Origin of the sequence: Microbacterium sp. USHLN186 (genome assembly GCF_037145155.1) — a bacterium.
Lineage (GTDB): Bacteria > Actinomycetota > Actinomycetes > Actinomycetales > Microbacteriaceae > Microbacterium.
The window spans coordinates 105,852-129,574 of the sequence record NZ_JBBCYA010000007.1; the positions used below are offsets into that span (position 1 = coordinate 105,852).

Annotated in this window: 22 protein-coding genes; 7 read left to right on the plus strand and 15 right to left on the minus strand. The window is 67.2% G+C overall.

What is annotated here, in order from left to right:
• The first annotated feature begins 2 nt into the window (after positions 1 to 2).
• Positions 3 to 905 carry an NYN domain-containing protein gene (locus WFG93_RS13330; RefSeq protein WP_336646827.1) on the plus strand — a complete coding sequence of 301 codons (903 nt, stop codon included), beginning with the start codon at positions 3 to 5 and terminating at the stop codon, positions 903 to 905.
• A gap of 85 nt (positions 906 to 990) precedes the next feature.
• Here the strand turns inward: WFG93_RS13330 and WFG93_RS13335 are convergent, their stop codons facing one another.
• The 6 genes from WFG93_RS13335 to WFG93_RS13360 form a co-directional block, all read right to left on the minus strand.
• On the minus strand, positions 991 to 2,229 hold the full coding sequence (locus WFG93_RS13335; protein ID WP_336646828.1) for an MFS transporter: 1,239 nt from the start codon (positions 2,227 to 2,229) through the stop codon (positions 991 to 993).
• Positions 2,226 to 2,831 (minus strand): helix-turn-helix domain-containing protein, encoded by a 606-nt coding sequence (locus WFG93_RS13340; protein WP_336646829.1) that lies wholly within the window; start codon positions 2,829 to 2,831, stop codon positions 2,226 to 2,228. Before WFG93_RS13340 ends, WFG93_RS13335 begins: the two co-directional genes overlap by 4 nt.
• Before the next feature lie 107 nt (positions 2,832 to 2,938).
• Positions 2,939 to 3,307: a PLD nuclease N-terminal domain-containing protein gene (locus tag WFG93_RS13345; RefSeq protein ID WP_336646830.1), complete on the minus strand. Its 369-nt coding sequence runs from the start codon at positions 3,305 to 3,307 to the stop codon at positions 2,939 to 2,941.
• Between the two features lie 39 nt (positions 3,308 to 3,346).
• Positions 3,347 to 4,168 carry a sulfurtransferase gene (locus tag WFG93_RS13350; protein ID WP_336646831.1) on the minus strand — a complete coding sequence of 274 codons (822 nt, stop codon included), beginning with the start codon at positions 4,166 to 4,168 and terminating at the stop codon, positions 3,347 to 3,349.
• Between the two features lie 15 nt (positions 4,169 to 4,183).
• Positions 4,184 to 5,113, minus strand: a complete 930-nt coding sequence (locus WFG93_RS13355) for an aldo/keto reductase (RefSeq protein ID WP_336646832.1) — start codon at positions 5,111 to 5,113, stop codon at positions 4,184 to 4,186.
• Positions 5,110 to 6,066 carry an acyltransferase family protein gene (locus WFG93_RS13360; RefSeq protein WP_336646833.1) on the minus strand — a complete coding sequence of 319 codons (957 nt, stop codon included), beginning with the start codon at positions 6,064 to 6,066 and terminating at the stop codon, positions 5,110 to 5,112. The genes WFG93_RS13355 and WFG93_RS13360 overlap by 4 nt, the downstream gene beginning before the upstream one ends.
• A 96-nt stretch (positions 6,067 to 6,162) precedes the next feature.
• Between WFG93_RS13360 and pgi the strand changes: the two genes are divergently transcribed.
• Entirely contained in the window at positions 6,163 to 7,845 is a 1,683-nt protein-coding gene (gene pgi / locus WFG93_RS13365) for a glucose-6-phosphate isomerase (RefSeq protein ID WP_336646834.1), read from the plus strand.
• A 33-nt stretch (positions 7,846 to 7,878) separates the two neighbouring features.
• Here the strand turns inward: pgi and WFG93_RS13370 are convergent, their stop codons facing one another.
• Positions 7,879 to 8,430, minus strand: a complete 552-nt coding sequence (locus WFG93_RS13370) for a MarR family winged helix-turn-helix transcriptional regulator (RefSeq protein ID WP_336646835.1) — start codon at positions 8,428 to 8,430, stop codon at positions 7,879 to 7,881.
• A gap of 79 nt (positions 8,431 to 8,509) precedes the next feature.
• On the opposite strand from WFG93_RS13370, the gene WFG93_RS13375 reads away from it, so the two are divergent.
• The 4 genes from WFG93_RS13375 (at position 8,510) to WFG93_RS13390 (ending at position 12,056) form a co-directional block, all read left to right on the plus strand.
• Entirely contained in the window at positions 8,510 to 10,195 is a 1,686-nt protein-coding gene (locus WFG93_RS13375) for an MFS transporter (RefSeq protein WP_336646836.1), read from the plus strand.
• Positions 10,192 to 11,205, plus strand: a complete 1,014-nt coding sequence (locus WFG93_RS13380) for an alpha/beta hydrolase (protein ID WP_336646837.1) — start codon at positions 10,192 to 10,194, stop codon at positions 11,203 to 11,205. Before WFG93_RS13375 ends, WFG93_RS13380 begins: the two co-directional genes overlap by 4 nt.
• A gap of 63 nt (positions 11,206 to 11,268) precedes the next feature.
• Positions 11,269 to 11,877: a flavodoxin family protein gene (locus WFG93_RS13385; protein WP_336646838.1), complete on the plus strand. Its 609-nt coding sequence runs from the start codon at positions 11,269 to 11,271 to the stop codon at positions 11,875 to 11,877.
• The gene (locus WFG93_RS13390; protein ID WP_336646839.1) at positions 11,874 to 12,056 is read left to right on the plus strand and encodes a hypothetical protein; all 183 of its coding nucleotides are present in this window, start codon (positions 11,874 to 11,876) and stop codon (positions 12,054 to 12,056) included. The genes WFG93_RS13385 and WFG93_RS13390 overlap by 4 nt, the downstream gene beginning before the upstream one ends.
• A 40-nt stretch (positions 12,057 to 12,096) precedes the next feature.
• Here the strand turns inward: WFG93_RS13390 and WFG93_RS13395 are convergent, their stop codons facing one another.
• The 3 genes from WFG93_RS13395 to WFG93_RS13405 form a co-directional block, all read right to left on the minus strand.
• On the minus strand, positions 12,097 to 13,128 hold the full coding sequence (locus tag WFG93_RS13395; protein WP_442928268.1) for a fatty acid desaturase family protein: 1,032 nt from the start codon (positions 13,126 to 13,128) through the stop codon (positions 12,097 to 12,099).
• A gap of 761 nt (positions 13,129 to 13,889) precedes the next feature.
• Positions 13,890 to 15,476 carry an aldehyde dehydrogenase (NADP(+)) gene (locus WFG93_RS13400; RefSeq protein WP_336646840.1) on the minus strand — a complete coding sequence of 529 codons (1,587 nt, stop codon included), beginning with the start codon at positions 15,474 to 15,476 and terminating at the stop codon, positions 13,890 to 13,892.
• 38 nt (positions 15,477 to 15,514) lie between these two features.
• Positions 15,515 to 16,450, minus strand: a complete 936-nt coding sequence (locus tag WFG93_RS13405) for a 5-dehydro-4-deoxyglucarate dehydratase (RefSeq protein WP_336646841.1) — start codon at positions 16,448 to 16,450, stop codon at positions 15,515 to 15,517.
• A gap of 290 nt (positions 16,451 to 16,740) precedes the next feature.
• Here WFG93_RS13405 and WFG93_RS13410 point away from each other — a divergent pair, with 290 nt between their 5' ends.
• Positions 16,741 to 17,649 (plus strand): LysR family transcriptional regulator, encoded by a 909-nt coding sequence (locus WFG93_RS13410; RefSeq protein ID WP_336646842.1) that lies wholly within the window; start codon positions 16,741 to 16,743, stop codon positions 17,647 to 17,649.
• Positions 17,650 to 17,760: 111 nt separating this feature from the next.
• On the opposite strand, the gene WFG93_RS13415 is transcribed toward WFG93_RS13410, so the two are convergent.
• From WFG93_RS13415 to WFG93_RS13435, 5 genes are all read right to left on the minus strand, one after another.
• Positions 17,761 to 19,005: a hypothetical protein gene (locus WFG93_RS13415; RefSeq protein WP_336646843.1), complete on the minus strand. Its 1,245-nt coding sequence runs from the start codon at positions 19,003 to 19,005 to the stop codon at positions 17,761 to 17,763.
• A 46-nt stretch (positions 19,006 to 19,051) separates the two neighbouring features.
• Positions 19,052 to 19,819 (minus strand): amino acid ABC transporter ATP-binding protein, encoded by a 768-nt coding sequence (locus WFG93_RS13420; RefSeq protein ID WP_336646844.1) that lies wholly within the window; start codon positions 19,817 to 19,819, stop codon positions 19,052 to 19,054.
• Positions 19,812 to 20,825: an amino acid ABC transporter permease gene (locus WFG93_RS13425; protein WP_336646845.1), complete on the minus strand. Its 1,014-nt coding sequence runs from the start codon at positions 20,823 to 20,825 to the stop codon at positions 19,812 to 19,814. The genes WFG93_RS13420 and WFG93_RS13425 overlap by 8 nt, the downstream gene beginning before the upstream one ends.
• Positions 20,826 to 20,831: 6 nt before the next feature.
• Positions 20,832 to 21,800 carry a transporter substrate-binding domain-containing protein gene (locus tag WFG93_RS13430; protein WP_336646846.1) on the minus strand — a complete coding sequence of 323 codons (969 nt, stop codon included), beginning with the start codon at positions 21,798 to 21,800 and terminating at the stop codon, positions 20,832 to 20,834.
• 63 nt (positions 21,801 to 21,863) lie between these two features.
• Positions 21,864 to 23,522: a M24 family metallopeptidase gene (locus tag WFG93_RS13435; RefSeq protein ID WP_336646847.1), complete on the minus strand. Its 1,659-nt coding sequence runs from the start codon at positions 23,520 to 23,522 to the stop codon at positions 21,864 to 21,866.
• Positions 23,523 to 23,723: the final 201 nt, after the last annotated feature.

The following is a 23,723-nucleotide window of genomic DNA, read 5'->3' on the forward strand; positions in this document are numbered from 1 at the left end:
GCATGCCCGAGAGCAGCGGACGCGTCGCGGTCTACCTCGACTTCGACAACATCGTCATCTCCTGGTACGACCGCGTGCACGGGCGCAACGCGTACGGCAAGGACCGCCAGCGCATCACCGAGAACCCGCACGACACCGAGGTCGCTGAGCGGCTGAAGCAGGCCACCGTCGAGGTGGGGGCGATCATCGACTACGCCTCGTCGTTCGGCACGCTCGTGCTCACCCGCGCCTACGCCGACTGGTCGTCGCCGGTGAACGCCGAGTACCGCACGCAGCTGGTCGCGCGTGCGGTCGATCTCGTGCAGCTGTTCCCGGCCGCGGCCTACGCGAAGAACGGCGCCGACATCCGCTTGGCGGTGGATGCCGTCGAGGACATGTTCCGCCTGCCCGACCTCACGCACGTGGTGATCGTGGCCGGTGACAGCGATTACGTGCCGCTCGCACAGCGCTGCAAGCGTCTGGGCCGCTACGTGATCGGCGTGGGCGTGGCGGGGTCGACGGCCAAATCCCTCGCGGCGGCCTGCGACGAGTTCGAATCGTACGACTCCCTGCCCGGCGTCACGAGAGCGACGACGGATGCCGACGACGCCGTCACCACCAAGGACAAGCCAGAGCCGAAGACACCGGGGAAGACCCGGCGTGCGCGCTCGACGCCGAAGTCGGACGACCAGGCCGAGGCGACGTCTCTGCTCGTGCGCGCGCTGCGGCTGGGACACGACAAGGCCGACGCGGACGAGTGGCTGCACGCGTCGGCGGTGAAGACGCAGATGCGCCGGATGGATCCCTCATTCAGCGAGAAGGCCCTCGGATACCGCTCGTTCAACGACTTCCTGCGCTCGCGCGACGACGTCGCCGAGCTGGAGGAGAGCGGGCACGAGCGGCTGGTGCGCCTGCGCGAGCAGTGACGAGTCCACCCACTCCGCGCGAAGGTAGCCCCGTCAGCGCTTCGCGTCGCGCAGGTGGATCCGGCTTGTCGTGCGCCCGTACGGTTCAGCCCGTGGCGCTGCGCTGCTGGCGCAGCGCCGGCAGGTACCCGATCGCGCCGAGCATACTGAACGCGCCCGCGACGACGACCGCGACGAGCGTGCTCGTCGTCTGAGCGAGCGGCATGAGAACGAGCAGTCCCAGGCTGTAGGCGCCTCCCGCGATCATGGAGTTGATCGAGAGCACCATCGCGCGCGTGTCGGCACCGCTCTGCCTGTGCAGCAGGGCATTGTGCAGGGGCCCCGCCGCACCGTGCGTGAGGTAGGCGAAGCCGTATCCGATGAGCAGGCCCACAGGCCCCGCGGCGATGCCCATCAGCACGACGACGGCCCCGTTGAGGATGCGCATCACCATGGCCGCGCCCGCCGGTCCCAGCCGGCGGCGCAGGACAGCGACCGATGACGACCCGACCGCGAACAGGCCCCAGGCGACCGCCGACGCCGGCCCGAAGACCGCGGCCGCGGCGCTCTCGGAGCCCAGCTGTTCGGTGAGCCGCACCGGCGCCAGCGATTCGAACCCGATCATCGCCATGCTCCAGAACACCTCGACGAGGACCAGGCCACGCAGCACGCCCGAGCCGCGCAGCAGCCGCAGCCCGCCGCGCATGGCGAGCGGCGTCTCGCGCACGGCGAAGACGAGGGAGACGCGTTCGCGATGCGGTTCGCGCACGAGGATCGCGACGAGTACGCCGAAGATCGCGTAGACGGCCGCCGAGACCATGTAGGGCAGCACGAGCGCCGACTGCCCCGGCACGGGATGCCATGCGACGAGCGCCCCGCCGAGGGCCGCGCCCAGGGCGATCGTCGTGCCGAGCGCGGCCGCCGCGCGACCGAGGGGCGCGTCGAGCTCGGCGTGCGGATCGTCGGCGATAGCCGCGTCGACGAACCAGGCCTCGAGCGGACCGGAATCCAGAGCACGGAACACGCCCTGCAGCACGAGAGCGATCGCGAAGACGGCGAACGTCTCGGCCAGCAGGAAGACCCACGTCGATGCGACCGCGAGAGCCGCGCCGGCGAGCAGCAGCGGGCGGCGCCCTATCGCATCGGCGAGGCCGCCGGTCGGCAGTTCGAGTCCGAGCACGACGAAGCCCTGCAGCGACATCAGCACGCCGATCTCGGCGAGGCTGAGCCCTCTCTCGAGCGGCAGCAGCACGATCATCCCGAAGGTGATTCCCGCCGGCAGCCAGCGCAGGGCGGTCAGCAGCACGTACCGCCGCTCGGCCTGCCGGCGGGTCAACCCGTTCACGCCCGCGCCGTCCCGTCGCCCGGAGCGTGCGGAGCCGTGCGGCCGAGGGGCGCGGCATGCGTGGTGACGTGCAGACGGACGGCGTCGGGATCGCCGGCGCCGGCGGCGCGGTAGCGCTCGAACACATCGGCCAGCTCGGTCAGCATCGCACCGGCCTGCTGCGGAGTCACCTCGACGACGGTGTCGCTGAGGCCGAGGCTGTCGCGCCACTGCGGCGACCATCCCACGGCGTCCTCCTCCCATCGCTCGGCGCGCTCGACGAAGTCGCGCAGATACGCCCGCTGCAGCCAGTTCGCTGCCGTTGCCGCATCCGGCCGGTCATCGAAGTCGGACGGAGCCCAGGAGTGGAAATCGCTCGTGGCTTGCCACTCTCGACGGCGCCCCACTCCCTCCCCCGTGTCGCGCACGAGCCCCACCGCGGCGAGCTGCCGCAGGTGGTAGCTCGTCGCCCCGGAATTCGTCTCGAGCAGCCGGGCGAGGTCGGTCGCCGTCGCCGGGCCGTGCGTTCGCAGCAGACCGGGGATGCGGGCCCGCAGCGGGTGGGCGAGCACGCGGATCTGCTGCTCGTCGAGGCGGACGCCTCGCAGGTGATCGTCGCTCATGCAGCCAGCTTCACAGCGCGGCGTGCAATGCACAAGTTCTTTGCACATTTTCTTTGCATGACGAGTGAGGCAATCGGATCGCCCCTGCATGAGCGGCAGCGCCTGGCTCAGTCCTCGCTGACGCTGTCGCCGCGATCGCGCTTGCGCTTCTCGATCTCCTGACGCAGCCGCCATTCCTCGATCTCCCGATCGAGGTCCGCGATCTGCTGCTCGGTCGTGCGGGTGTCGACCGGTGCGGGCGGCATCGGTTTCGGGACGGTCGTCGTGCGGGCAGGGCGCCCCAGACGGATGCCGCCCGCGGGGTACTCCCGGCCCAGCGCGAACCACAGCACGCTGCCGAGGAAGGGCAGCAGCACGACGAGCACGATCCAGAAGAACTTCGGCAGGAACCGCACCTGGCCGTCCTCGCGACGGATGATGTCGACGAGCGCGAACACCATCAGCCCGATGACGATCAGCGAGAACAGGAACGGCATGCTCTCAGAGTAGACGACCGTGCACGCGCCGTCGCCGTCTCAGTCGCCGACGGCGACGGGCCTTCCCGGAGTGTTCGACCAGGCGCTCCACGAGCCGGGGTACACCGTGACCTCACGGCCGATGATCGCGCCCGCCAGAGCGAGCTGAGCGGCCGTGATCCCCGACCCGCAGTAGGCCGCGATCGCGGTGCCCTCGCGCGCCTCGGCTTCGTCGAAGGCGGCGGCGAGGTCGGATGCCGGCAGGAAACGACCGTCGTCGCCGAGCAGCCTGCTGATGGGCAGGTTGCGCGCCCCGGGGATGTGGCCCGCCACCGGGTCGATCGGCTCGCTCTGCCCCCGGTAGCGCTCGGGAGCGCGGGCGTCCAGCAGCACCCCGGTGTCCGGCCAGCGTGCTGCGGCCTCGGTGTCGATCACGCCGGCATCGCCGGGCGCGGCCAGCTCGACGTCGCCCTCCCCAGCCACCACCTCGCCGGTCTCGATCTCACCGCCGGCGGACAGCCAGGCCTGCCACCCGCCATCGAGCACCCGGGCGGGCACGCCGGCGCGGCGCAGCGCCCACCAAGTACGCGACGACGGCAGCATCCGCGCATCGTCGTACACGACCACCGACACCCCGTCGCGCAGTCCCCAGCGCTTCGCGGCCGCCGCGAGCTCCGCGTCCTCCGGCAGCGGATGACGTCCCTCATGCGGTGCGCCGTGCCGAGCCAGCTCGCTCTCGATGTCGACGAACACCGCGCCGGGGATATGGCCGGCGCGGTACTGCTCGCGCCCGTCGATGCGGCCGAGCTGCCAGCGCGCATCGAGCACGAGCACATCGTCGAGGCACTCGCGCAGTTCGTCGACGGAGATCAGCGGGGACATGGGGATCTTCTCTCGTCAGGGAACGATGTGCCCACCGACGCGGAACAGCTCGTACCACTCCGCGCGGGTGAGCTCGACGTCAGCGCCCGCGGCCGCGTCGAGGACCCGCTGCGGCGTGGTGGTGCCGAGCACGACCTGGATGTGCGCCGGGTGCCGCGTGATCCATGCCGTCGCGATCGCCGTCGGCGTGACAGCGTACTTCTCGGCGAGACGTGCGATGGCCTCGTTCAGCTCGGGGTAAGCGGGGTTGTCGAGGAAGACACCGTCGAAGAACCCGGCCTGATAGGGCGACCAGGCCTGCACGGTGATGTCGTTGATACGGCAGTACTCCACGATGCCGCCGCCGTCGCGCACCACGCTCTGCTCCTCGCCCGTCATGTTCGCGGCGATGCCCTGAGCGATGATCGGCGAGTGCGTGATCGACAGCTGCAGCTGGTTGGCGATGAGCGGCTGGCGGACGGCCGTGCGCAGCAGCTCGATCTGCCGCGGGGTGTGGTTGGAGACGCCGAAGGCGCGCACCTTGCCGGCCGCCTCGAGCTCGTCGAAGGCCCGCGCGACCTCCTCGGGTTCGACGAGGGCATCGGGGCGGTGCAGCAGCAGCACGTCGATGTAGTCGGTGCGCAGCGCCTTCAGCGAGCCCTCGACCTGAGCCGTGATGTGCTCATAGGAGAAGTCGAACATCTGCGCAGACGGCACGATGCCGCACTTGGTCTGCAGCACGATCTCGTCGCGCTCCGCCGCGGTGAGCTGCAGGGCGGCGGCGAAGCGGTCCTCGCACACGTGCATGGCGCCGCCGTAGATGTCGGCATGATCGAAGAAGTCGATGCCGGCGGATCGGGCCGCGTCGTAGAGCTCGCGGATCTCGGCGTCCGCCTTGTCGGTGATGCGCATCATGCCGGCGATCACGGCGGGGGCGGTGCGCGAGCCGAACGGGATTGTCTTCATCGTTCCTCCTGGTCCTGCGACCACGCTACCTGGCCCGTGAACCACGGGGCCGCCGGCGTGCGCATCGCCAGCAGGCCGATCGAGAGCGGGATCAGCACGCCGACGGCGAGGGTCACCGCGGGCGGCCACGGCGTCCAGAGGAAGATCGGATGCATGAGCACGACGGTCAGCAGCGGCAGCGCGAGCAGCGTGCACAGCCGCGAGAACCGTCCCGGCCGCACCACACTCTCGGCGACGAGGATCAGCCCGGTGGAGATCGCGGCAGAGACCGCGAGCGACAGCACCGGTGTGCCGTACTGGCCCTGCTTGATGTCGATGAGCCGTGCGGCGCCGGAGCCGACGAGGACGGCACTCACCGCGAACAGCAGCACGCCGAGGACGGCCGGATGCCGCAGCCGCTCCCGCACGCGACGCAGCCCGTCGCCGATGAGCAGGTAGATCAGGCAGGTGAGCGCCATCCCGACGCCCAGCGGGGTATCAGACAGCGCCGGCCCGCAGAGCCAGCCCGCCCCGGCACCGGCGAGCGCCAGCAGCCAGCGAGCCGACAGCGGAAGCCGCTCGATCAGCCGGAACAGCAGAGCCGTGAAGAACAGGGTCGAGACGAACCAGAGGGTGATGTAGGGCATCCCCGCCACCCCTCCCCCGTACGCGCCCTTGGCGACGCGGTCCAGGGCGTCATCGAAGCCCATGGTCACCATGATGATCGTCAGCAGCGCCAGCCAGAGGACGTAGGGACGCCCGAGCGAGCGCCAGCGGCGCTGCAGCTCGGTGCGCAGCGCGCGTCCCGGCTTCCACAGATACCCCGACAGGATGAAGAACACCGGGACATGCCAGGTGTACAGCAGCTCGCCGGTCACCTCGCGGGTGAAGGCATGACCGGCGACGATCGCCGCGACCGCGATGATGCGGACGAGATCGATCGCTCCGGACCGCTCCGTCAGCGCCTCGGCCATCCTGCGACGATAGCGCGCCCGGGGGCGTCGGGTCGGTCGAGAGAGCACGTCGACCCACAGGAGCGCGAGTGCGACGACGACGCTAACGTTGCTTGCATGAGCGCACCGATCGATCCCACCTCCACGTCCGCCTGGGCCGAGCTGTCGGCCATCCGCGACTCCTTCTCGCCCGACCTGCGCGGCTGGTTCGCCGAGGACGCATCGCGCGTCGAGCGGCTGTCGCTGCCGCTGGCCGACCTGCACGTAGACCTGTCGAAGAACCTCGTGACCGATGAGATCGTCGCCGCGCTCGTCCGCCTGGCCGAGCAGACCGGAGTGGCCGAGCGCTTCGCAGCGATGCTCGAGGGCGCGCATCTGAACACCACCGAGGACCGCGCCGTGCTGCACACCGCGCTGCGGCGGCCGGCGGGCGCCGCAGCGGAGCTGATCGTCGACGGCCAGGACGTGGATGCCGACGTGCACGAGGTACTGGACGCGATGACCGCGTTCGCGCAGCGCGTGCGCACCGGCGAGTGGCGCGGCCTGTCTGGACGCAAGGTCACGCACGTGGTGAACATCGGCATCGGCGGGTCGGACCTCGGGCCGGTGATGGTGTACGAGGCGCTCAAGCCGTACGCGGATGCCGGTATCGAGGCTCGTTTCGTGTCGAACATCGACCCCACCGACATCGCGCAGAAGACCGCGGATCTCGACCCGGAGACCACCCTGTTCATCGTGGCGTCGAAGACGTTCACCACGCTCGAGACGCTGACCAACGCGCGCCTCGCCCGGGACTGGCTGTGGGCCGGGCTCGCATCGGCGGGCAAGATGCAGGACGACGAGCAGAGCCGCAAGGATGCCGTCGCCCACCACTTCGTGGCGGTGTCCACCGCGCTCGACAAGGTCGCCGACTTCGGGATCGACCCCGACAACGCCTTTGGCTTCTGGGACTGGGTGGGTGGACGCTACTCGGTGGACTCCGCCATCGGCCTGTCGCTGATGGTCACGTTCGGACCGGGCGTGTTCGGCGAGCTGCTCGCCGGGTTCCACGCCGTGGACGAGCACGTGCGCACCACGCCGCTCGCGCAGAACGTGCCGGTGCTGATGGGCCTGATGAACATCTGGTACACGAATTTCCTCGACGCCCAGACGCACGCCGTGCTGCCGTACGCGCAGCAGCTGAGCCGGTTCCCCGCCTACCTGCAGCAGCTCACCATGGAGTCGAACGGCAAGTCGGTGCGCTGGGACGGCACACCGGTCACCACCGACACCGGAGAGGTGTTCTGGGGCGAGCCGGGCACCAACGGCCAGCATGCGTTCTACCAGCTGATCCACCAGGGCACCCGCCTCATCCCGGCGGATTTCATCGCGTTCGTCAACCCCGCCTATCCGCTCGAGGACGGCGGTCGCGACGTGCACGGCCTGTTCCTGTCGAACTTCCTCGCGCAGACCAAGGCCCTCGCCTTCGGCAAGACCGCCGCCGAGGTCGAGGAGGAGGGGACCACGGGCGCGCTGGTCGCCGCGCGCACCTTCCCCGGCAACCGCCCGACCACCTCGATCTTCGCACCGGCGCTCACTCCGGGCGTGCTGGGGCAGCTGATCGCCCTGTACGAGCACATCACCTTCACGCAGGGCACCGTCTGGGGCATCAACTCCTTCGACCAGTGGGGCGTCGAGCTGGGCAAGCAGCTCGCCCTGCAGATCGCGCCGGCCCTGGAGGGCGACGCCGACGCCCTGGCGGCACAGGACCCCTCCACCAAGGCCCTGCTGGCGTACTACCAGGCGAACCGCCAGAACTGAGTTCCGGCCGGGCCGGCTTGCCCGCGGCGTCCGTCAGCAGCTCTCGTCGGCGCCGCGGGTGAGCCGCTCGAGAAAGCGGATCACCACTTCGCGTTCCTCGGGGCTCAGCTCAGCGACCGCCGTGAAGCGATCCGCGTGCACGCGGCCCACGCTGTCGCGCACGTGCTCGTGCGTGTTCTGCGTGATGCTCACCATGACCGCGCGCCGATCCGTCGGATGCGGCGCGCGGGAGATGTGCCCGGCCCGGGCGAGACGATCGAGCAGCTTCGTCGTCGAGGCGGTCGAGATGCTCAGATGGTCGGCGAGCATGCCGGGAGTGACGATCACGTCGTTGTTGCGGGATGCCACGAGGAAGCGCAGCGCCTCCATATCGGTCTCGTTGAGCTTCATCTCGGTGCGTGAACGGGAGCTGACGCGCTGCTCGGATTCCCGCCAGCGCCGCATCGCCATGAGCACGCGGACGATCTGCGATATCTCCGCGTCGTCCATCCCCGCGAAGCTGACCAGATGCTGCCCCGGATCGATCACGCGCGGGTCGATCATCGCCGCCCCCTGGGCAGGGGCATCCTTCCGCCGCGCGCGCATGCGGACAGTATAGCTGTCAGCATACAAAGAGCCAGGCTATTTGCTTGCTTGGCGAGCTAGTTTGTGGCACGCTGGTCCGGTGAACGCCGCATCACCGAGAACAAGATGGATCAGTCTCGTCTTCATCAGCGTCGCTGTGGCCCTGATCATCGTCGACTCCACGATCGTGAACGTCGCGATCCCCTCGATCGTGCGCGACCTCGGCATCAGCTCCACCCAGGTGCAGTGGGTGCAGGAGAGCTACACGCTCGTGTTCGCCGCACTCCTGCTCGTCTTCGGCACCCTCGCGGACCGCTACGGACGCCGCCGGATGCTGGTCGTGGGCATCGCCGTCTTCGTGGTCGCGTCGGAGCTGGTCGCGCTGGCACCCAGCGGCGATCTGCTGATCGGCGCCCGGGTGATCCAGGGTGTGGGCGGCGCGATGGTGCTGCCCACCACGCTCTCGCTCATCAACGCGGGCTTCCGGGGGCGCGAGCGCGGCATCGCCTTCGCGATCTGGGGATCGACCATCGGCGGCATGGTCGCGCTCGGCCCGCTGCTCGGCGGTTGGCTGACAACCTACTTCTCATGGCGATGGGCGTTCGGCATCAACATCCCGCTGGGCCTGATCGTCGCCATCGGCGTGCTCGTCACCGTCATCGAGTCGCGCGACGCCCCGGACGGTCGCCGCATCGACGCGTTCGGGGCCCTGCTGTCGGTGCTCGCCAGCGCTGGGCTGGTGTTCGGCCTGATCGAGGGCCGCACCTACGGCTGGTGGCTCGCCGACGGCGACCGTCGGCTGAGCATCGCCGAATGGTCCTGGCCCTTCGACCTCTCCCCCGTTCCGGTGGCGTTCGCGGTGTCAGTGATCTCCACCGCGCTGTTCGTGTGGTGGGGCATCCGGCGCGGACGTCGCGGACAGTCCACGCTCCTGGCACTGTCGCTGTTCCGCATCCCCTCGTTCCGCAACGGCAACATCGCCGCGCTCATCGTCTCGCTCGGCGAGTTCGGCATCGTGCTGTCGCTGCCGCTGTGGCTGCAGAACGTGCTGGGCTACGACGCGCTGCAGACGGGATTCGTGCTGCTGGCCCTCGCCGTCGGTTCGTTCGTCGCAAGCGGCCTTTCGGCTGCCGTCGGGGCGCGCGTGACCCCGATCACCCTGGTGCGGATGGGCATCGCCGCCGAGATCGTCGGCGTCGCCGGACTCGGATGGGTGATCAGCGCGACCGCCTCCTGGCTGCAGGTGGTCCCGTTCCTCTTCCTCTACGGCATCGGGCTCGGACTCGCGACAGCGCAGCTGACGGGGGTGGTGCTGAAGGACGTGCCGGTGCGGCTCAGCGGTCAGGGCTCCGGCACCCAGAGCACGGCCCGCCAGATCGGCTCGGCGCTCGGCATCGCCGTGCTCGGCACCGTCTTGTTCACCGCGACGGGAGCGGCGCTGGATGCCCGGCTGGCCGAGATGGAGAGCCTTCCCGCGGCGGCCAGGACACAGATCGTCGACGCGGTGGTGGTCAGCGCGGGCGGCGCGATCCCTGCGCTCGCGCAGCGGGATGCCGAGGTGGGCGCGGCGGCACGGGACGCATTCAGTGACGGCACGCGCGGTTCGGCGTTCGCCGCGGCCGGGTTCCTCGCCCTCGGCCTCATCGCGACCCTGCGGCTGGGTGCGGGGGCGCGGCGGGCCGAGGATGACGCGGATGCCGAAGCCGGCGGGACGGGCGGCGGAGCCGGCGGCGGAGAGGATCCCGCCGGCCGGCCCGGCACGGTCGCCGCGGAGCCCCAGCCGTGAGAGCGCGTCACACCCCGACCGACAGCGGCGCGGAGGGCCCGCCGCGCCGCGACCTGCTGCGCGTCGTGACGGTGCTGCTCGCCGCGGTCGCTCTCGTGGTCGCCACTGTGACGGCGCTGCTTCTCGGCTCGGCGCTGCTGCACCTGCATCCGGCGTATCCGATCCTGCTGCTGATCACCGCGCTTGGCGCTCTGCTCCTGCTCATGCGCGGTGTCGCAGGGCGGCGGCGAGCTGCGCGCAACGGACGCCGCCGCGTCTTGCTGCGCGCCCTGCTGCTGGTGCCCGCCATCCTCTGGCTGGCCGTGCTGGTGTGGCTGCGCCCCTACCCCGCGCAGGATCATGCGCTGCAGGCGATGCGCAACGACGACGCGGTGACCGTGACCGAGACCATGACGGAGATCACTCTTCTGCCGAAGGGTCAGCGGCCAGAGCAGGGCGAACAGCTGGGCGTCTTCTTCCAGCCCGGGGCGCTCGTCGACGCCCGCGCCTACGCCGCCACCCTGCGTCCGCTGGCCGAGCGGGGGCTTCCGGTCGTCATCGCCAAGCAGCCGCTGAACATCGCCTTCCTCGCCCTCGACGCGTTCGACCAGGCCCGCGCCGCCCACCCGTCCGTGCGGGAGTGGGTGGTGTCCGGCCACTCGCTGGGCGGGACGGTCGCCGCCATGCATGCCGAGGCGGAGCAGGATGCCGACCGCGCGCCGGCCGCGGGCCTGCTGCTGTACGCCTCCTACCCCGCCGGAGACATCAGTGACGTTCTGCGCATTCCGGTCGAATCGGTCTCGGGCAGCAGGGACGGTCTGGCCACCCCGGCGAAGATCGCGGCCTCGCGCGAGGATCTGCCTGCGGACGCGCACTTCATGGTGATCGAGGGAGCCGTGCACGCGCAGTTCGGCGACTACGGCCCGCAGGCCGGCGATGGCCGGCCCACCATCTCCGACGCCGCAGCGCGGCAGGCGATCGTCGACGCCAGCACGGCCTTCCTCACCCGCCTGTCCGAAGACAGGCCCTAACCCATCGGCGGCGGCCCCGGAACCCCCTCCTCACCGCGGCGCGTGCTGGCTAGCGTGCCGGTCATGGACGAAGAACTCAGCGCACTTCTCATCAACTGCACGCTCAAGCCGTCTCCCGCGGAGTCGAGCACCGATGTCCTGGGGCAGCAGGTGCTCGACGCCCTCGCCGAGCACGGTGTGTCCGGCGACAGCATCCGGGCGGTCGATCACGACATCCGCCCCGGCGTGCAGACCGACATGGGCGATGGCGACCAGTGGCCGTCGCTGCGCGAACGCGTTCTCGCAGCCGACATCCTCGTGTTCGCGACGCCCACCTGGATGGGTCAGCACTCCAGCGTCGCGCAGCGGGTGCTGGAGCGGCTGGATGCTGAGCTGAGCGAGACCGACGACCAGGGGCGCCCCATCCTGTTCGACAAGGTGGCGCTCAGCGTGGTCGTCGGCAACGAGGACGGCGCGCATCACATCTCCGCCATCGTGTTCCAGTCGCTCAGCGACGTCGGCTTCACGATCCCCGCGCAGGCCTCGATCTACTGGAACGGCGAGGCCATGCAGTCCACCGACTACAAGGACCTGCCGACGACGCCCGAGAAGGTCGCCCAGACGATCAGCACCGGCGCCGCGAACGCTGCGCACCTCGCGAAGCTGCTGCGGGGTAAGGGGTACCCGGCATGAGCGACGCCATCATCCCCGCCGACGTGCCGGGTCTGGGCACGGTGCACTTCGTCCGCACCCCTCACTCCCCCGTCGGTGACGGCGGGATCATGGTGCTCTGGCCGGACGGCACCGACCTCGACGAGGGCGACACGCGCACGGCGCGGTTCTATTGGGATCATCACCCCGAACTGCACTGATCTCGCCGCTCGGCCCCGCTGCGGCGGGGCCGAGCCCGGTTCAGGCGCGGCGGAAGCTGGTGGCCGCGGGGCAGTCGAAGGGGTCGGCGCCGGCCGCAAGGCCGACGCGGTTCAGGTACTCGATGACGATCGCGTAGGAGCGCAGCAGGCTCGTCTCGGTGTAGGCTACGCCGTTCGCCGCGCAGTACTCGCGGACGATGGCGCTGGCCCTGGCGAGATGCGGGCGCGGCATGTTCGGGAACAGGTGGTGCTCGACCTGGTAGTTCAGACCGCCCATGAACGTCGTCGCCCACCAGCCACCGGAGATGTTGCGCGAGGTGCGCACCTGCTTCGAGAAGAAGTCAAGCTTGGCGTCGGGGTGGATGATGGGCATCCCCTTGTGGTTCGGGGCGAATGACGCGCCCATGTACACGCCGAACACGGCCAGCATGACGCCGATGAACGCGAACGCCATGCCCAGCGGCAACAGCAGGAAGATGGGAACGAACACCACGGCGGTGCGCGCGACGATGATGCCCAGCTCGGTCCAGCGGCCCTTCACCTTCCGCTGCGTCACGAGGTGCTTGAGGCTCAGGTAGTGCAGGTTCAGACCCTCGAGCGTCAGCAGGGGGAAGAACAGCCAACCCTGCTTGCGTGTGATGAGGCGGATCAGCCCCTTCGACTGGGCAGCGTCGGTCTCGAGGAACGAGATCGTATCGACTTCGATGTCGGGGTCCTTGCCGACGCGGTTGGGGTTGCCGTGGTGCTTGGTGTGCTTGGAGTCCCACCAGGCGTAGCTCATGCCGACGATGCCGGCGAGGATGCGCGCGAGCCGGAAGTTCGCCGGCCCGCTGGCGAGGATCTGGCGGTGCGCTGCCTCGTGCGCGAGGAACGCGACCTGGGTGAAGACGATACCGAGGGCTGCGGCGATGAGCAGCTGCAGCCAGCTGTCGCCGAGCAGGATGAACCCGGTGACGCAGCCGCCGAAGGCGAGCACGATGCCGCCGGCGACGAGCAGGTAGAACCACGAGGTGCGCTGCAGCAGCCCGGTCTCGCGCACCACCTGCGACACCTGCTTGTAGGCGTGCGCCATGGGCGGGAACTCGGTCGTTCCCGAGTAGGTCTGGCGGATCGGTCCGAGCGAAGCCGGGCCGGTTTCGACGTCGGTGTCGATGCGAGTGGAAGTGATGGTCTTCTCCTGCCGATCGGATGCCCTTGAGCTGTGGAAGCCAAGGGCGGATGCCGATCGCTGGTGCCCACGCTACGCCGGTCGATATGCAGGGGACGGCATGTGTTCGCAGAGACGACGGAGGGGCGGATGCTGTGCAGCATCCGCCCCTCCGTTCGCGAGGATCCACTGCTGCTTCACGGTAAGCAGTCTTGCGCTGGTGTGCAGGTGCGGCGCGCCTTGTAGACCAAGTTCCCTGGCTCGCCTGCTGTCTCCGAGAGTGTGCTGTCGGACGGCCTGCCGGTACTTGTCACCCAGCGGGTGAGACGGCAGACGTGCTCACCGACACCGAGCGTGGAAACCTCCTTGTACCTGGCCGGGATGGTCGATCAGCCGCGCCTTACCGTCGACGACGATCTCGGCCTTCGCGGTAGGCCACGAGACGCGAGCGTTGCGGAAACGCGCGAGACCAGCAGATGCCCTGAGACCAGGGTTTATGAGAGTAGGCTGCACACCTCGAGGACCTTCCAGCGGATGAGCAGTGTGAAAAATTCCATCCCAGAATAGCTCGAGGTCGATCCGCGAGCCAGCCGCCGACGCCCCGACCACACCCTCAGCGGCGAGCCCGATTCGAGGCCGGACCCACCACTGGGGCGGATGTTGCGGTACCTGGTACGTCGCCGTGCTCATGCCGACGTCTCCAACAGCCCATCGATCAGACGCGGCAGCCGCCACGGGTTGGCTTCGCGCAGCGTTTGCGGCAGAAGCTCGTCGGGGACGTTCTGATAGGCCACGGGGCGCAGGAACCGCTCGATCGCGAGGGTTCCGACGCTCGTCGTACGGGCATCGCTGGTCGCGGGGAACGGGCCGCCGTGCACCATCGCGGGGCCGACTTCGACCCCGGTGGGCCAGCCGTTCGCGAGGATGCGCCCGGCCTTGCGCTCGAGCACCGGCAGAAGCTCCGCCGCGAGCTCCTGGTCGGCTGTCGTCAGCTGCAGCGTCGCCGTCAGCTGCCCCTCCAGCCGCGACGCCGCCTCAACGAGCTCCGCCGCATCGCCGTAGCGGACCACCAGCGACGCCGCACCGAAGATCTCGTCCTGCAGCACGTCGTCGCCGGCGAACGTGTCGATCGAGGCGGTATGGATCACCGGCGCGGGAGCGTACGGACCAGCGCCTTCCTTGCCGCGAGCGAGCACATCGGCATGCGCATCCCTCGTCCGCACACCCTCGCGCCATGCCGACGCGATGCTCGGCGAGAGCATCGCCTGGCCCGCGCACGTGCTGATGGCCGCAGCGATGGCCGCCACGAACGCATCACCGGCTGACCCGCGCGGAACGAAGACGATGCCCGGCTGCGTGCACAACTGCCCGCTCGAGCTCGTCGCGCTTTGCACGTACCCAGCCGCGAGACCGTCAGCATCGTAGGCGAGCGCCCCAGGCAGAATGAAGACGGGATTCACCGAGCTCATCTCGGCGTACACCGGGATCGGCGCGGGCCGCGCCTGCGCCGTGCGCACGAGCGCTAGTCCGCCCTCTCGCGACCCGGTGAATCCGACCGCGTGGATGCCGGGGTCGGCGACGAGCGCCTGTCCTACGCTGCGACCGGGGCCGAAGACGTGCGAGAACACCCCTGGATGCAGCCGGTGCGCCTCGACAGCCCGGGCGATGGACCGCGCGACGAGTTCGCTCGTGCCGGGGTGCGAGCTGTGCGCCTTGAACACGACGGGACAGCCGGCGGCGAGCGCGGACGCCGTGTCGCCGCCTGCCGTCGAGAAGGCCAGCGGGAAGTTCGATGCCCCGAACACTGCCACGGGGCCGAGCGGTATTTTGCACTGGCGGATGTCGGGTCGCGGCATCGGCGTGCGCTCCGGCTGAGCGGGATCGATCCGCACCCCGCGATGCGCACCCATGCGCACGACCTCGGCGAACAGCCGCAGTTGTCCGGTCGTCCGCGCCCGCTCGCCGACCAGCCTCGCCTGCGGCAACCCGGTCTCCTGCATCGCTCGCTCGATCAGCGGGTCTCCAATCGCTTCGATCTCGTCGGCGATCGTGTCGAGGAACGCGGCATGCGCCGCGGGCTCAAGGCGGGAGAACGACTCGAACGCCTCAGTCGCTGCCGCCGTGGCCGCGCAGAGCTGTCCGACATCGATCTGAGAGTACGGTGGATCGAGCTCTTGACCGGTGGCCGGCGACATGGCGCGCAGAAGCGAGCCTGCACCGGGCACGGAACGCCCGGCGATCGATGAATGCCCGGTGAGGATGGCTGAGGTCATGGCATACCTTCTCCGCTGTGGCGCCGCTCTGCGGGGACTCAGGCGAGCACGGGTGCGCGCAGGCCAGCGCGCTCTATCAGCGCAAGAAGATCAGCGTCGTCCTGCTCCGACAGGTCGTGCAGCGGCGGACGCACCGGTCCGACACCGCGCCCCGTCACACGCAGACCCGCTTTGATGATGGACACTCCGTACCCGCGACCGCGGTCGCGAATCTCGAGGTAGGGCAGCACGAACCGGCCGAGCTTCTCGGTGACTGCGGCACGATCCTGCGCGCGCACATCTCGGTAGAACTCGAGCGCGAATTCGGGGACGAAGTTGAACATGGCGGAAGAGTAGGTGCTCATGCCCATCTGCAGCAGCGGGAGCGCGTAGGTCTCGGCGGTCGGCAGTCCGCCCAGATAGAAGAGCCGCTCGCCGTTGCGGACGTAGACGGATGCGAGATGCTCGATGTCTCCGGTCGCATCCTTGAAGCCGATGATGTTGTCGTGACGCGCGGCGAGCGTAGCCATGGTCTCGGCCGAGTAGATCGCGTTGCCACGGTTGTAGACGATGATTGCGAGGCTGGTCGCGGCGGCGATCGCGGAGACGTGCTCTATCAAGCCGGCCTGGTCGCACTCGGTGAGGTACGGCGGCAGCACCAGGATGCCCTCGGCGCCAGCCTCCTCGGCGGCCCGCGCGTTCACGATGGCGTTGCGAGTCCAGCCGCCCGCGGATGCGAGCACCGGGATCTCGGGGCGAGACGCCTGCACAGCGGCGCGGACCACCGCGGCTGACTCGGCCGCGTCGAGGCTGAATCCCTCCCCGGTGCCACCTGCGGCAAAGAGCCCCGCGACACCATGGCTTGCCTGCCACTCCACGTGCTCTCGGTAGCGGTTCTCGTCGAACTCGAGGTCGGGTGTGAACGCGGTCACGGGGAAGGAGAGAAGGCCATCGCGAAGATGGTCGGCCAGTTCGGTGGGCGTGAATCGTGCCACGGTGCACTCCTGAGGTTTCTCGCCGTGGTCGGCGTGGATCTGAACACTGGTCACACTAGGCGCGAATCAATGCGCTTCCAAACCAATTAGTAGATGGATCAATACCCGGTACGCATCGCTGCGAGACGCCCGAGCGATCAGCCGTCTCGGGGACCGGCGCTGGCCCCGGGAGCCGGTGCAGAAATCCCGACTCGCCGGATTCCGTCACGCCGGGATTCGCCTGACATTAGGGTGAGGGAGAATACGCAGGCAAACCATTAGGTGGGCGTTCTGATGTCAGGAGTGAATCGATGATCTCGCTAGTGCAACTCGAATGCTTCATCGCGGTTGCGGAGGAACTGCACTTCGGCGCCGCGGCCACACGTCTGAAGATGACGCAGCCACCGCTGAGCCGCCAGATCCAGCAGCTCGAGCGCGAGCTGTCGACGAGGCTGTTCGACCGCACCAGCCGGCGAGTCACTCTGACCCACGCAGGACGTGCCCTGTTACCCAACGCACGCCGACTCATCGACCTTGCAGCCAAGGCAGTCGCCGACGTACAGTCCGTCGGCCACGGCGCTGCCGGCACCATCACCATCGCGTACACGGCGATGGCCGGCCAGGCGGTCGTGCCTGATCTGCTCCGGCGTGCCACGACTGAACTGCCCGGGGTGACACTGCTGCTGCGCGAGCTCGTCTCGCTCGATCAGACGGAAGAGCTCGAAAAAGGCACGGTCGACGTCGGTCTGATGCGTCCGCTGCTCGCGCGGCCGCAGATCAGCACGCGACTGGTCTTCCGGGAACGGCTCACCGTCGCCGTGCCGAGCGATTCACCGCTGGCGCAGCACGAGGGCCCGTTGAAGCTCATCGACCTCAAGGATGAGCAGCTGCTTATGTACTCGCCGAGCGTGGCGCGATACTTCCACGATCTGCTGTTGTCGATGTTCGTCGCCAGCGGCGTGCAACCGCGCATCGTGCAGTACGCGGGCCAGGTACCCGCACTGCTGGCACTGGTGAGCGCGGGGCTCGGTTTCACGCTCGTGCCTGAGTCCGCGGAGCGCATCACCCCCGACTCGGTCACTCTGTTGCCCATCAGCAAGGTCGATCCATCATCGCGCCTCAACAGCGTCGAGCTCGATATCGCGTGGAACTCCGAGTCGCACAATCCGCTCGTCGAGCGGCTGCTGAGCTTGGTGAACGACGTGCACCACCACGAGTGAGGACGAGCCGCATGTGCGGCGCTCACCCAGGCTCGGCACACCGTCGAGCTGCCACGCGCCGTCCTTGTGCTCTACGTGCTATCGAGACTCCGGCCTCGCCCGTCCGCGCTCTCAGCGCAGATGCTGGACCAGCAGATCACACGCCTCGTCGTCAGTGATCCAATAGGGGTAGGCCTCTTTCCCTGCGAGCGCCTCGGTGAGGATGCGCCGTGCGGCTCTCACGCCCTCGGCTGAGACATCGAGGTTGAGAAGTCCGAGTTTCGCCGTCAGCGCGGGAGTGTTCGCGATCAGGTTCGCTCCCCACACGAGTGTCGTCTCGGCTCCGAACGCCTCTGCCGAGAGCAGTGAATCCGAGCAGCTGACTGCGCGCCCATCCACCGTCTTCGACTTCTGGAATGCGGCGGTCGCCTCCTTCAAGAATGCGCGTTCACCCGTGACTCCCCGAAAGCCCGAGGCCGGCACCAAGCGGTCGACGTACCTGGACAATTCTTGAATCTTGTCCCAGTCGAGTTGCAGTTCGACTCCGTAGAGAGTGGTGAGTGCGGCCGCAATCACTTCGAGCTTTGCGAATCCGCCACGGTACGACACCCCTCCTATCGACACATCAGGGTGGGCGCCCTCCGTGACGGCAGCGAGGCACACGGTGTCTGCGAGTCCACAATCGTTATGCGCGTGAATGATGGTCGGCATCTCGCCGACCATGCCGCGCAGGCGTCGCATGATCAGCTTCATCGCCTCGGGCGAAAGCGAGCTCGCGGAGTCATGCACCAGCATTCGCGTGCATCCGCCCGCGACGCCCGTCTCGATGTACGCCCGCAGCGCTTCGGGGTGAGCGCGGCCAACATCGAGCACACCGAGCGTTGGTTCTATCCCGACCCCGCGCAGGTTCTCGCAGGCTCGCTCGAGCTTCTGAAGCTGCGCCGAGAGGTCGTGACCGTTATGTCCTTCAACGTCGGGAATCGGCAGGTCAACCGCCACCGACCTCGGTGCGAGCTCAGCGAGTTGCGCCACCCCCTTCTGCCAGTACTCCCCGTTGAACACGTCGGAGCTGATGGTCAGATCGGTTTGCTCAGTGCGGTGAAAGGCACTGAATACACCGAGCGAATACGGTTCCGGATCCGCTGATCCCCACCAATGCAGATTGAGCACGGTCGACGTGAGCCCGATCTCTGCGGAAAGTCGGGAGATCCGATCGATGTCCGCCAGCGTCACTCTCACTCCGGGCGTGAGCATCAGTTTTCTGATGGTGCTGTCAAAGATCTCCACCGGGTTCGGGAGGTGAAACTGCTCTTGAACCTCCGAGTCGAAGTTGCTCGGACTGCTGTAGAACGAGTACGGCTTGTAGTGCTTATTCACGATTCAGCTTCACTTCCCGAACATGTGTGAACAAAAACTATCGACCTCAATGCAGAATGCTCTCGACGAAAGCACGAGTGCGAGCATGCTTCGGGTTGTTGAGTACATCATGAGACGGTCCGTGTTCGACCACGACGCCCTCATCCATGAACATGATGCTGTCACCCACCTCGCGTGCGAATCCGAGCTCGTGCGTCACCACAATCATGGTCATGCCGTCTTCAGCGAGCTCCTTCATCACGGTCAGCACCTCACCCACCATCTCCGGGTCCAATGCCGACGTGGGCTCGTCAAACAGCATGACTGACGGGCGCATTGCGAGCGCACGGGCGATCGCGACACGTTGCTGCTGCCCACCCGAGAGCTGACGCGGGTAGGCATTGGCCTTGTCTGCCAAGCCGACCCTCGCAAGCATCTCGTGCGCGTGCGCCGTCGCTTCCGCCTTATTGCGCTTCTGCACTCTCACCGGCGCCTCGATGATGTTGTCGGTCACCGTCATGTGGGGGAAGAGATTGAACTGCTGAAACACCATCCCCACCCGGGTGCGAAACGCTGCAATCTCGCGCTCTTTGGCCGCGCGCACGCGGCCACCCTCGCGCGTGTACCCGACGAGCCGATCCTCGACGTAGATCTCGCCCGAGTTGATCGTCTCGAGCTGGTTGATGCATCTCAGCAGGGTGCTCTTGCCGGAGCCCGAGGGTCCCGCAATGCACACAACGCTCGAGGGTGCGATATCGAAGGTGATGCCCTTCAGGATCTCGTCTTCGCCGAACGACTTGTGAACGTCGATGATCCTTACGATCGGCTCAGTCATGAGTGCGTCCTTCTCTGGTGCCTGCGTGCTGCTCACTGAGGCCTGCCTTGGTCTCTGGGGAAATCGGCACGACGTTGACCGGATCCGTGAGAGGAATGGCGCGAATCGCGGCCGTCCTCGTGCCCTCTGCCTTGGTGGGGGCACGCTTGCCGTCGAAGCCTCGCGAGTAGTGCTTCTCGATGTATCCTTGTGCCACCATCAACACGGATGTGACGAGCAGGTACCAGAGCGCGGCCACGATGAGCAGCGGAATCGTTTCGAACGTGCGCGTGTAGATCACCTGAACCGTGTAGAGCAGTTCCGAGAACGCGATGACGCTGATGATCGACGTGCCCTTCAGCATCGAGATCACCTGACTGCCGGACGGAGGGATGATGAAACGCATCGCCTGCGGAAACACAATGCGTGTGCGAATTCTGCCGCTCGTCATTCCCAGCGCCTTCGCCGCCTCGGTCTGCCCCGGATCAACCGACATGATTCCGCCTCGAATGATCTCGCACATGTACGCCGCCTCATTCAAGGAGAACGCCAGAACAGCCACGAGGTACGGCGTGAGCAGTTCGTTCATGTTGATGCTGATCTCTGGGCCGAAGGGCACATGAATAGCGAGATCCGGGTAGAGCGCCGCCAGGTTGTACAGAATGATCAGCTGAACGAGCAGGGGCGTAGCACGGAAAACCCATACGTAGAACGCGGCCGCTGCGCGGAACACGACCACCGATGACAAGCGCATGACCGCGAGCACCGAACCAAGCAGCGTGCCGAGAACCATCGACACAACCGTCAGTTCGACTGTCTTCAGGAGCCCGAGCAGCACCTGAGTCGATGTGAAGTATCGAAACACCACATCCCACTGGTAGTTGGGGTTCGTCATCATCGACTGCAGCAGCAGCACTGCGATCAGCAGGACGAGCGCCGTACCGATCCAGCGCGTCACGTGTCGTTCCGGTTTGATGCGGCCAATCTCTTCGCCGAAGAAGACTGCCGAGCTGTTTGAGCGAGCCACGTGTCACTACCCGTCGTCTTCGGGTACGTACAGGCCGGTGGCAAGGATGACTTCTTCGGTCGGTGCTTGATCCTCGATGCTGTAGAGCTTCAGAATCTGCATCCAGACGCCCGAGTCGTAGAGCACGAGCATGGCCTCACGAATCACATCCTGCGCTTCGCTGCCCTTCGGAAGAGCCATGCCCACGTAGCTGGTTATGCCGGGGATCAGGCCGCCGGCCGCCAGAGACGCGTCTTCGCTGGCGTACGTCATGGTCTGGGTGTACTGGAAGATGGATGCGTCGGTGCGACCGCTCTTCACCGCCAGCACCGCTTCGGGGTTCGAGGGGAAGAGTTGGATGTCGATCGGCTCCTTGCCTTCCTCGACGCACTGGGCAGAGGCCTTTTCGAGTTCGAGGACCTGCACACCCCCCTTGTTTACACCGACGCTCAGGCCGCAAGCATCGGTGACGGTGAGCTTGCCTGCGTATTCGTCGTTATCAGCCTGCACGAGCAGCACCGCGCGAACGCCGACGAGATGGTTGACGAAGTCGACCGCCTGCAGACGCTCCTCCGTGACGGAGAAGGTGTTGGTGCCGAGGTCATAACGGCCGGCCTCGAGCCCCGGGATGATCTGGTCGAAGGTAGTCGGCGCAAGTTCCACATCAATGCCGATCGTCTTACCGAGCGCGTAGGCGGTGTCAACGATGAGGCCTCGGAGTTCACCCTCCGGAGTGCTGACGGAGTTGGGCAGGCCAGCATTCGCCTCGACGCCGACGACGAGCTTGCCGCGGTCTTTGATGGCGTCGGGCAGCTTGTCGAAGAGGCCGTCGACGGTCTCGATCTCGACGACTGTATCGGCATCGGGCGGGCCGACGGTCAATCCGCTGCCTTCGCTCTCTGCCGGTGCGGATGCATCGGGAGTGCCACTGCATCCGGCGAGCAGCGCCAGGGCGGCAACCGCCAGCAGCGCGAGTGGCTTTCTCAGTTGAGCCATGGTTGTACTCCTTCGTATCAATGATGGGGAGGGTGGTTGGTGCGTGAAGGCATCCGAGGTTTCTCAGTGCTTCCGCAGGGTGAGGTTGAAGGTCTCCTGCTCGCCGATCAGCCACATGTCTTCTGTGGCCAGCGAGTACTTGTCGAATCTCCACGGGATCTCGGCGGCACCGATTGCTCCCGCGGAAAGCGTCTGCGTGTGGCCCGGCCGCAACTCGTTCGCGAAGGACTCCTGTTTGCCCATCAGGTGCCCGACGTTGCGGTTGTTGTACTCTGCGACGAAATCGACGCTGGCCTCCATGACTCCGCAAGCTTCCAGCTCTTCACGAACGCGCTCGAGTTCCGCCATTGTCAGCCGATGCACGTCTTCGCAGACGGCGCCGGGTCGAAGGGCGGGTATCGTCGTGCTGCGCATTACGTTCGACAGCACGGCGTAGGCTCGGCGCGCATCGGCGGTGAGCGGCAACGTGCGCGCCATGTCGGAGGATGCGAGCACCACGCCGTCCTTCGTGACCCTGATGCCCGCATCAAGCTGGACGCATCGGGTGTCGGGGCCGATCTCAAAATCGGTCGGCGGGCCCGGGAACAGCATGCGCTCGGAGGCAGTCAGGTTCGCGAAATACGGCTTCAGCTCTACGGGTAGCTCATGCTTCTTCTGGAATATGCTCAGCTGGTTCAGAAACTCCAGATAGATGTCGTTCTCGGTGAAGCTTTCACCGCATTCGATGCGCTGCCTTGCAACCTCAAGCGCCTCCTCGATTGCTTCGGTCGTTGCTCGTGCGGCGATCAACTGGGCAGCGAGGTCTTCGCGGTCCCGGGTATCGCGCCAGTTTCCGAGCGCGAGCGACAAGTAGCCGAGGGAGAAGCCCGCGTTCTCGAGCTCGAGCGCCAACGCGGCGCTCAGGTACTGCTCCTCGATCGCGAGTCTTCGTCCTGCGACGAGTTCGCGCACCGCTGCGGGTAGCGATGAGTAAGTCTGCGAGTCGTGAGCATCGACATCGCCCGTGATCTCGTTCAGCTGGTAGAGCGTGTCGGACGCGGGCACGAACAGCACCCAGCTGCCCGGCCTGTGGCTCATCGCGCTGAGTTCGCTGTAGTTGGGTGGGGAGGATACGAGAAGCGCGTCCTCCCCACTCGAAGCGAGAAGTTCGCGAAGCGCGATGAAGCGGGTGTCCGCAGGGCTGCCGACGTGCTTGCTGAGGGACCGCAGGTGCGCGACCTCGCTTACGAGCTTCGTTGCGGCCGGCTTTGACTCATCGCGGGCCGCGGCGAACCATTCCAGCACGTCCGACTCACGGATCTCACAGACGCGCACGGGTTTGAGATCGGCGGCTTTGACTTCGACGCTCAGCCGTTGCCCAAGAGCATCGTAGTGTGCGCGAACCACGCCTTCGTTGAGGTGCAGCACCCGATCACCGACGATGGGCGCAAGAGCATCGACCAAGGTGGGTGAAACGGGAATGCCGTCGAGGACGCGGCGGTCGATCGACACCCACGGCTCGTAGAACAGGAGGTCATCGAGGTTTGCGCCCGAGCTCATCATGTTGCCGGTTTCCTGCTGTCGCACAACAACACGTTCGGTGTCGCCATCACGAAGAATCATCGGAGTGATGAACGGCTGGGCGTCGAGACGGATCTGTGTGAACAGCAGTCGTCCGATGACATCGAATCCGCACCGCGCACTCGCTGCTTCAGCGTCACTGATGAGTGTGATTTCTTGCATTGCCGCTCCGTTGCAGGTTCTTAAAGTTGCCGCCGATGACCGTGTGAACTCTGAACAGTATGCCCACGCCGTAGATGCCAAACCAACACATTAGAACATCTCCCGATACTGCTTATGCATCAATCGGTTACGCGCTGCTAGGGGGTCTGCCGCCCGCTTGCCGCGGCGAACGGCTGTTCATCGTCACTTGAGTCCTCCGTC

Coding starts and splice junctions, on each gene's coding strand:
- WFG93_RS13330 (WP_336646827.1), top strand. CDS start 3: ATGCCCGAGAGCAGCGGACGCGTCGCGGTCTACCTCGACTTCGACAAC.
- WFG93_RS13340 (WP_336646829.1), bottom strand. CDS start 2,831: ATGAGCGACGATCACCTGCGAGGCGTCCGCCTCGACGAGCAGCAGATC.
- WFG93_RS13345 (WP_336646830.1), bottom strand. CDS start 3,307: ATGCCGTTCCTGTTCTCGCTGATCGTCATCGGGCTGATGGTGTTCGCG.
- WFG93_RS13350 (WP_336646831.1), bottom strand. CDS start 4,168: ATGTCCCCGCTGATCTCCGTCGACGAACTGCGCGAGTGCCTCGACGAT.
- WFG93_RS13355 (WP_336646832.1), bottom strand. CDS start 5,113: ATGAAGACAATCCCGTTCGGCTCGCGCACCGCCCCCGCCGTGATCGCC.
- WFG93_RS13360 (WP_336646833.1), bottom strand. CDS start 6,066: ATGGCCGAGGCGCTGACGGAGCGGTCCGGAGCGATCGATCTCGTCCGC.
- pgi (WP_336646834.1), top strand. CDS start 6,163: ATGAGCGCACCGATCGATCCCACCTCCACGTCCGCCTGGGCCGAGCTG.
- WFG93_RS13370 (WP_336646835.1), bottom strand. CDS start 8,430: ATGCGCGCGCGGCGGAAGGATGCCCCTGCCCAGGGGGCGGCGATGATC.
- WFG93_RS13385 (WP_336646838.1), top strand. CDS start 11,269: ATGGACGAAGAACTCAGCGCACTTCTCATCAACTGCACGCTCAAGCCG.
- WFG93_RS13390 (WP_336646839.1), top strand. CDS start 11,874: ATGAGCGACGCCATCATCCCCGCCGACGTGCCGGGTCTGGGCACGGTG.
- WFG93_RS13395 (WP_442928268.1), bottom strand. CDS start 13,128: ATGGCGCACGCCTACAAGCAGGTGTCGCAGGTGGTGCGCGAGACCGGG.
- WFG93_RS13400 (WP_336646840.1), bottom strand. CDS start 15,476: ATGACCTCAGCCATCCTCACCGGGCATTCATCGATCGCCGGGCGTTCC.
- WFG93_RS13410 (WP_336646842.1), top strand. CDS start 16,741: ATGATCTCGCTAGTGCAACTCGAATGCTTCATCGCGGTTGCGGAGGAA.
- WFG93_RS13420 (WP_336646844.1), bottom strand. CDS start 19,819: ATGACTGAGCCGATCGTAAGGATCATCGACGTTCACAAGTCGTTCGGC.
- WFG93_RS13430 (WP_336646846.1), bottom strand. CDS start 21,800: ATGGCTCAACTGAGAAAGCCACTCGCGCTGCTGGCGGTTGCCGCCCTG.
- WFG93_RS13435 (WP_336646847.1), bottom strand. CDS start 23,522: ATGCAAGAAATCACACTCATCAGTGACGCTGAAGCAGCGAGTGCGCGG.